Source organism: Teichococcus aerophilus (genome assembly GCF_014490485.1).
In the GTDB taxonomy this organism is placed as follows: Bacteria; Pseudomonadota; Alphaproteobacteria; order Acetobacterales; family Acetobacteraceae; genus Pseudoroseomonas; species Pseudoroseomonas aerophila.
Map to the genome: position 1 here is coordinate 24,023 of NZ_JACTVA010000057.1, position 6,801 is coordinate 30,823.

Sequence of the window (6,801 nt, forward strand, 5' to 3'; positions counted from 1 at the left end):
GCCTCTCAGTGCGTCCAGTTTTCCGAGCGGCCGTAGCGGAAATTCTCGGCGTAGACCTTGGGCTTGATGTCCATAGCCTTGGGCGGCTCCTCCACCTCAAACTCCAGGCCGTTGGCGCGGGCATAGGCCTCGGCGGCCTCGCGCGTCGAGAAGCTGATGCGCAGCTGGGCGCGTGTGTCGCCCGAGCCGTACCAGCCGGTCAGCGGGTCCAGCCTGCGGGCCTCGGAGGGGGCGAATTCCAGGGTCCAGCTCTGCGTCTTGGCCTTGCCGGACTGCATGGCCGAACGCGGCGGGCAGTGGATACGGGCGATGGCGACGTCGCGGCTCATGAAGGACAGTCCTGATCGTTGCGGTGGTCGGGGCGAGAGGATTCGAACCTCCGGCCCTTTGGTCCCAAACCAAATGCGCTACCAGGCTGCGCCACGCCCCGACTGCGGTGCAAACTATGGGCGATCGCTCCGCAAAGCAACGCCCTGTCTGCATCGTCAGCGTGCCTCAGCCGATATGGCTGAGACCGCCCATCCACGGCTTCAGCACCTCGGGAATGGCCACGCGGCCGTCCTCCTGCTGGTGCGTCTCCAGCACCGCGATCAACGCGCGGCCGACAGCGACGCCGGAGCCGTTGAGCGTGTGCAGGAAGGCAGTGCCCTTGGCCTCCTTCGGCCGATAGCGGGCGGACATGCGGCGCGCCTGGAAGTCCCGGCAGTTGGAGCAGGAGGAGATCTCCCGCCACGCCGCCTGCCCCGGTAGCCAGACCTCGAGGTCATAGGTCTTGGTGGAGGAAAAACCGGTATCGCCCGCGCACAGCAACACGCGGCGCCAGACGAGGCCAAGCTCCGTCAGCACCCGCTCGGCGCACTGCGTCATGCGCTCGTGCTCGGCGCTCGATGCCTCGGGCACGGTGATAGCGACCATCTCCACCTTGGCGAACTGGTGCTGGCGCAGCATGCCGCGCGTATCCCGCCCGGCGCTGCCGGCTTCCGAACGGAAGCAGTAGGACAACGCCGAATAACGCAGCGGCAGCGCGTCCTCGGCCAGGATCTCGCCGGCCGCGAGGTTGGTCAGCGGCACCTCGGCGGTCGGGATCAGCCAGCGGCCGTCATCGGTGTGGAACAGGTCTTCCTTGAACTTCGGCAGCTGGCCGGTGCCATACATGGTGGCATCGTTGACCAGCAGCGGGACGGAGGTCTCGGTGAAGCCGTGCTCATCCACATGCAGGGACAGCATGTACTGGCCCAGCGCCCGCTCCAGCCGCGCCAGTTGACCTTTCAGCACCGTGAACCGGGCGCCAGAGAGCTTGGCGGCGCCGGCGAAATCCATCTGGCCGAGGGCCTCGCCGATCTCGAAATGCTGCTTCGGTGTGAAGGGTAGGTTTGGCGGGTTGCCATGCTGGTGGACCACCACGTTGTCGGACTCGTCGCGGCCGTCCGGCACGTCGTCGTCCAGCAGGTTCGGCAGGGTTTCCAGCAACGCGGTCTGGGCGGCGTCGGCGGCCTTGGCCTCGGCCTCCAGGGCCTCCATCCGCTCGCGCAGCGCGGTGCCCTCGGCTTCCAGGGCAGCGGTATCGCCGCCCTGGCGCTTGGCCATGCCGATCTCCTTGGAGACCTGGTTGCGGCGGGATTGCAGCTCCTGCAACGCGGTCTGCGCCGTCCGCCGCGTTGCGTCCTGCGCCAGGATGGTCTCGGCGGAGGGCGGCAGGGCACGGCGGGCCATGGCGGCGTCGAACGCCGCGGGATCGGCGCGGACGATGCGGATATCATGCATGGCTCAGGCTCAATTCTTGTCGTCTTCGTCGTCGCGCTTCGGCGACACCCAGCCAGCGGCCAGGATCGAGATTTCGTAGAGAAGGATCAGCGGCACGGCGAGGCCGACCTGGCTGATGATGTCCGGCGGCGTGATGACGGCGGCGACGACGAACATGCCGACGATGGCATAGCGCCGCCCCTTCTTCAGCCCGGCGGCCGAGACGATGCCGACCTTGGCCATCAGCGTCAACGCCACAGGCAGCTGGAAGGCGGCACCAAAGGCCAGGATCATGTGCATGACCAGGCTGAGATACTCGCTGACCTTGGCTTCCAACTGCACCGGCAGCGCACCGGTGCCCGGCGGCGTCTCGAACGAGATGAAGAACTTCCAGGCGAGTGGGAAGATGAAGTAGTAGGCCAGCGCCGCGCCCAGGATGAACAGCACCGGGGACGCGACGAGGAAGGGCCAGATGGCCTTCTTCTCGCTGCGATACAGGCCCGGCGCGATGAACAGCCACAGCTGCGTCGCCCAGACCGGGAAGCTGACGAAGACCGCGCCGAAGAACGCCACCTTCAGGTAGGTGAAGAAGGCTTCGTACAGCGCGGTGAAGATCATCCGCCGCTCGCCGCCCGCTTGGTGCTGCAGAATGTCCGCCAACGGCCGGGCGAGGAAGCCGTAGATCTGGGTGGAGAAATAATAGCAGACCGCAAAGGCGATGATGAAGGCGCCAAGCGACCACAACAGGCGGGTGCGCAGTTCGAGCAGATGCTCGATCAGCGGCATCGGCTTGTCGTCGATCTGATCTTCTACTTCTTCGCGGGCCACGGATTGATACTCAGACGCTCGGAGTTGCGGGCGGGGTCACAGGCTTCTCCGGCGCCGGAGCGCTGTCGGCCTGCGGCGGAATCATCGCGGGCCGCTCTGGCTCCACGGGCTGGGTGACGGTGATGGGGTCATGCCGCGCGGCGTCGGAGGCGAAGGCGGCCACCGTCGGCGGGATGAAGGCGGGTGCGTCGGCGGCGGCGGCCGTCTCGGTCACGGCGGGTGCCACGGTGCCCACGGCGGGCGGCGCCTCGGTGATGGTCTGGCCGCCTTCCGGCGTCGGCTTCCAGGCGTCCTGCAACGGGTTGTCGTTGAAGGTCTTGCGAATCTCACCGTCATTGTCGACGGCGCGCTCGATCGTCCCCTTCAGGTCGAAGCTGCGGATCTCCTGGATCTGCTGCCGGACATCGTCCAGCTTGGCCTCGCGTACCAGCTCATCGGCATGGGTCTGGAACTCCGCGGCCATGCCGCGCAGCTTCTTCACGCCCTGAGCCACCTTGCGGATGGCATCCGGAAGGTCCTTCGGGCCGATAACCACGACCGCCACGACGGCGATCAGGGCGAGCTCGGACCAGGCAAGATCGAACATATGCTTCCCACTCCCCAGAACCGGGGGTCACTTCCGTTAGCAGGAACCGGAGGCATCGCCAATCGGGCAGCCGGCCTCGGATTCCCGGACATTCCCTATTTAGGGCCGTTGGCCGCCGGCCGCATCGCACCGGGCGTGAAATCCCGTCCAGCCGACGCAATGAAACGCTTCGCCATGAAACGCCGGGCGATTGATACGCGGCGGAGCCTCACGCGGCCTGAACCAGGCCCGGCGTCGATTCCCCGGCCAGCAATTCCTCCCGCCGGGGCAGGTCGGTCAAGGCCCGCAGGCCGAACTGGTCCAGGAAGCGCGGCGTGGTACCCCACAGGACCGGCCGGCCCGGCACTTCCTTGCGGCCGCGTGGCGCGATCAGCCCATGCTCCAGCAACGCCTCCAGCGTGGCCTGCGAGAGGCTGGCGCCACGAATTTCCTCGATCTCCGTCCGCGTCACCGGCTGGTGGTAGGCGACGATCGCCAGGGCCTCCATCGCCGCGCGGGGCAGCCGGCGGGGGGCATCGACCACCTTGGTCAGCACCGGCGCCAGGTCCGGTGCGGTACGGAAGGCGTAGCCGCCGCCGACCTCGGCCAGTTCCACCCCTCGCCCGGCATAGCGGGCCTTCAGCAGCGTCAACACGGCCTCGGCGCGCAGGCCTGCGGGCAGGAATTGTTGCAGGCGCTCCAGCGGCACCGGGCGGTCGGCGGCGAAGATCAGCGCCTCGGCCAGCCGCAGGGCGTGCTCGACCGGCGCCTCGCCAGGGCGCGGCGCCGTCTCCACGCGGATGTCGTCCTGGGTATCCTGGGGTTCAGGCGGCTGCATGCCGGCTCTCCTTCCCTGTCTTCTGGCGGAGCAGGATGGGGCCGAAGGCGGCTTCCTGCCGCAACTCCACCCCGCCGCCCTTGGCCATCTCCAGCCCGGCCACCAGCGTGCTGGCCAGGGCGGCGCGGCGTTCCACCGGGTCCAATACCTGTTCCGGCATGAATTGCCGCAAATCGCCCCAGTCGGGTAGCCCGCCGATCAGCCGTGCCAGCCGTTCCAGCGCGTCCTGCACCGTCCACAGCTTGCGCTGCTTCGGGCGGTAAGGCCGCTTGGCGGCGGCGCGGCGCAGGGCATCCACATAGCCGCGCAGCAGCGGCGGCAACTCGGTCGCGAGGCCGGAGCGGTCGGTCACGGTGAAGCTTTCGGGCCGGCCGCGCTCGAACACCTCATGGCCTAGCTGGGGCTGGCGGCTGAGCCACTGCACGGCGGCGCGCATGCGCTCCAGTTCCGCCAGCCGCTCGGCCAGCTGGCCGGCCAGAGCCTCGGCGTCCTCTTCCTGTTGCGGGTCTTCCGGCAGCAGGAGGCGGGATTTCAGCCAGGCGAGCCACGCGGCCATCACCAGCCAGTCCGCCGCCAGCTCCAGCCGCACACGCCGCGCGCCCTCGATCACCGAGAGATACTGGTCCACCAGGGCCAGGATGGAGATCTTGGCGATATCCACCTTTTGCGCCCGCGCCAGGTCCAGCAGCAGGTCCAGCGGCCCCTCGAAGCCTTCCAGGCTCAGATGCAGGGCCGTGTCGTTCACGGTCTGGGCCTTCATACCGGGTGGCCGGCGAGCCAGAGCACGAAGGTGAAGGCCGGCCCCATGACGAAGCCGGACAGCCAGCGGATGACATCGTAATCCGGTGCCACGCGCGGGATGATCAGGATCAGCAGCATCACCACCAGCAGGCCGTAGCGCTCCACCTTCGCCAGCTGCATCGCCAGCGGGCGCGGCAGCAGGCCAACCATGATGCGCCCGCCATCCAGCGGCGGAATCGGCAGCAGGTTGAACAGCCCCAACAGCAGGTTGGCCATGATGGAGAGGGCGATGAAGCGGATGAAGTAGGCCAGCATCTCCTGCGAGATCTCGCCCGCCATCGCCTGCACCGGATGCGCCAGCAGGGCGGCAATCCAGGCGAGGACGAAGTTCATCGCCGGCCCGGCGGCAGCCACCAGCACCATGCCGAAGCGTGGGTTGCGCAGCCGCCAGAAGGCCACCGGCACCGGTTTGGCCCAACCGAACATGGCTTCCACCCGCTCGATGGTCAGCAGCTGCGTGATCAGCAGCACGCCGGGCACGATGATGGTGCCAACCTTGTCCACATGCCGTAGCGGGTTGAGGCTGAGCCGGCCGGCCTGCTTGGCGGTGTCGTCGCCCAGCGCCAGCGCGGCGTAACCATGCGCGGCCTCGTGCAAGGTGATGGCGATCACCGTGGCCGCGATGGCGATGAGAAGCTCAGGCAGCCACTCGATCACGCGGAGACCCGCAACAGGTCATCGCGGCGCGCGGCCAGGGCGATCGGGTCGGGGGAGACGCCACGGCTGGCGCCGTCGCGCGCCGCCCGGGCGGCCTGCATGCGCGCCTCGGCCCGCTCCGTCAGCGGCGTGGCGCCTTCCAGGGCCGAGGCGGTCTCGGCCAGCACGCCGGAGCATTGCAGCGCCAGGTCGCAACCCGCCGCCAGCGCCGCGGCCACCAGCTCGCCCGGCGTGCCGGAGAGCGCCTTCATATCCAGGTCGTCGGAGACCAACACGCCATCGAACCCGATCTCGCTGCGGATGATCCCGGCGATGATGCGGGGGGAGAGCGTGGCCGGCAGCGCCTCATCCAGCGCGGTGTAGAGCAGGTGCGCCGTCATCGCCCAGGCGCCGGAGCGGGAAAGGGCGGCGAAGGGCGCGAAATCAGCGGCCAGGGCGGCCCGGTCCGCGCTGACGCGCGGCAGTTCCAAATGGCTGTCCACCATGGCGCGGCCATGGCCGGGCATGTGCTTCAGCACGGGGATGGCGCCGCCGGATTGCAGCCCCCTCACCCAGCCCTCCGCCAGCCGGGCGACTTCCGCCGGCTCGGCCGAGAAGCCTCGGTCGCCCACCACGGCGTGCGCGCCGGGCAGGCGCAGGTCCAGCACCGGGGCGCAGACGACATCCAGCCCGGCGGCGACGCATTCCATCGCCAGCAGCGTGGCATTGGCCTCGGCGGCGGCGACGTTACGGTGCTCGAACACAGCGGCCGGTGGGAAGGCCGGCCAGTGCGGCGGCTTCAGCCGGGCGACGCGTCCGCCTTCCTGGTCCACCAGGATCGGCGCCGCCTCCCCCAGCTCCTCCCGGATCGCCGCGGTCAGCGCGGCCAGTTGGGCCGGGTTCTGCACGTTGCGGGCGAACAGGATGGCCCCGGCCGGGCGCTGGCGGCGGAACAGCGCCGCCTCCTCGGCCAGCAGCACGGGGCCGGAGAGGCCGACGATCGCGGCGCGGGCGCGGCTCATCCTCAGCCGCCGATAACGGCGCAGGCGCCACCCTTGCCCCGGATGCCGTCGCAGAATTCGCGTGCCGCCTCGGCCGAGAAGCCGCCGGTCCGCAGGCGCCACATGGTCGGCTTGTCCTGCCGCTCGAAGCGGATGATCTGCGGCGAGCGGCCATGCAGCAGCTCGGGCGCGCGGCGGGCCAGGCGGTCCCACTCGGTGCGGGCGCCGGCTTCCGAATCGAGCGCGCCAAGCTGCACGACGACGGCACCGCCGGCGGCCACGCGCTGCGGCGGCGCCACTGCGGGCGCCACGGGCGCTGGCGTTGTGGGAGCCACCGGCGCGGGCATCGCCGGCGCCTGGGGCGCGGCCAATTGCGGGGCGGTCATTGG

At 69.5% G+C, this 6,801-nt stretch carries 9 protein-coding genes and 1 tRNA gene; all 10 read right to left on the bottom strand.

The features are described 5' to 3' along the window. Positions 1–5: 5 nt before the first annotated feature. Entirely contained in the window at positions 6–329 is a 324-nt protein-coding gene (locus IBL26_RS21785; RefSeq protein WP_187786623.1) for an NADH dehydrogenase ubiquinone Fe-S protein 4, read from the bottom strand. A 24-nt stretch (positions 330–353) separates the two neighbouring features. Continuing rightward, positions 354–430: transfer RNA gene (locus tag IBL26_RS21790), tRNA-Pro, on the bottom strand. A gap of 65 nt (positions 431–495) precedes the next feature. Beyond that, positions 496–1,764 (bottom strand): serine--tRNA ligase, encoded by a 1,269-nt coding sequence (gene serS, locus IBL26_RS21795; protein WP_187786624.1) that lies wholly within the window; start codon positions 1,762–1,764, stop codon positions 496–498. Positions 1,765–1,773: 9 nt separating this feature from the next. Then, positions 1,774–2,529, bottom strand: a complete 756-nt coding sequence (gene tatC, locus IBL26_RS21800; protein ID WP_187786634.1) for a twin-arginine translocase subunit TatC — start codon at positions 2,527–2,529, stop codon at positions 1,774–1,776. 52 nt (positions 2,530–2,581) lie between these two features. Further along, complete coding sequence (gene tatB / locus IBL26_RS21805) at positions 2,582–3,157, bottom strand: Sec-independent protein translocase protein TatB (protein ID WP_187786625.1); 576 nt, start codon at positions 3,155–3,157, stop codon at positions 2,582–2,584. 208 nt (positions 3,158–3,365) lie between these two features. Then, positions 3,366–3,974: an SMC-Scp complex subunit ScpB gene (gene scpB / locus IBL26_RS21810; protein WP_241749673.1), complete on the bottom strand. Its 609-nt coding sequence runs from the start codon at positions 3,972–3,974 to the stop codon at positions 3,366–3,368. Further along, a complete protein-coding gene (locus tag IBL26_RS21815) occupies positions 3,961–4,734 on the bottom strand; it encodes a segregation and condensation protein A (RefSeq protein ID WP_187786626.1) in 774 nt (257 codons plus the stop codon). Before IBL26_RS21815 ends, scpB begins: the two co-directional genes overlap by 14 nt. Next, complete coding sequence (locus tag IBL26_RS21820; RefSeq protein ID WP_187786627.1) at positions 4,731–5,432, bottom strand: site-2 protease family protein; 702 nt, start codon at positions 5,430–5,432, stop codon at positions 4,731–4,733. The genes IBL26_RS21815 and IBL26_RS21820 overlap by 4 nt, the downstream gene beginning before the upstream one ends. After that, entirely contained in the window at positions 5,429–6,433 is a 1,005-nt protein-coding gene (gene nagZ, locus IBL26_RS21825; RefSeq protein ID WP_187786628.1) for a beta-N-acetylhexosaminidase, read from the bottom strand. The genes IBL26_RS21820 and nagZ overlap by 4 nt, the downstream gene beginning before the upstream one ends. A gap of 2 nt (positions 6,434–6,435) precedes the next feature. Beyond that, positions 6,436–6,801, bottom strand: a 366-nt coding sequence (locus tag IBL26_RS21830) for an SPOR domain-containing protein (protein WP_241749674.1), incomplete at its 5' end; no start/stop codon positions are given.